Annotated in this window: 1 protein-coding gene; it reads right to left on the bottom strand. The window is 53.5% G+C overall.

The window, feature by feature from the left end:
* Positions 1-441 (bottom strand): IS3 family transposase (locus FME68_RS12950; RefSeq protein ID WP_158397785.1); only part of this gene is annotated, 441 nt, incomplete at both ends.

Here is a 441-nt window from a genome sequence, read left to right as displayed (position 1 = left end):
AGCTGTGATTCCACCCTGAAATTGTAGCCCGTCCGGGCCGACGCACCCCTCGGCCCGGTACCAACTACTCGGAACACGGCAGTACCGAGTCCCCAGAACACCGGTACCAAAAACTCGCATCTGACACTTACACGGCAGGTAGGTGATATCGCCTACGTAGACGTGGTTCGGCCTGTCAGCTGTGAATTTGCGGCCTATTAAATCTGGCATGACTCGATGTCCAGGCTTGCGCCTGGTGGTGATGCATCGACGCCGTTTAGTAAAGCCTTTAAGCCCCATGGATTTCATGATGCGTGCGACCTTCTTGTGATTGATCGGAGGAAAGTCCGTATCGTCGTTGAGGCTTGCAGCGATGCGTTTAGCACCATAAAGCCCGTGCTCATCATCGAAGATAGTCTTGATTCTCGCACCAAGAAGGGCATCGGAACACGTCTTTAACCT

The organism is Corynebacterium hiratae (genome assembly GCF_009708045.1).
Lineage (GTDB): Bacteria > Actinomycetota > Actinomycetes > Mycobacteriales > Mycobacteriaceae > Corynebacterium > Corynebacterium hiratae.
Note: the sequence above shows the minus strand (reverse complement) of the source record. Positions and strands in the feature narration are given on the sequence as shown.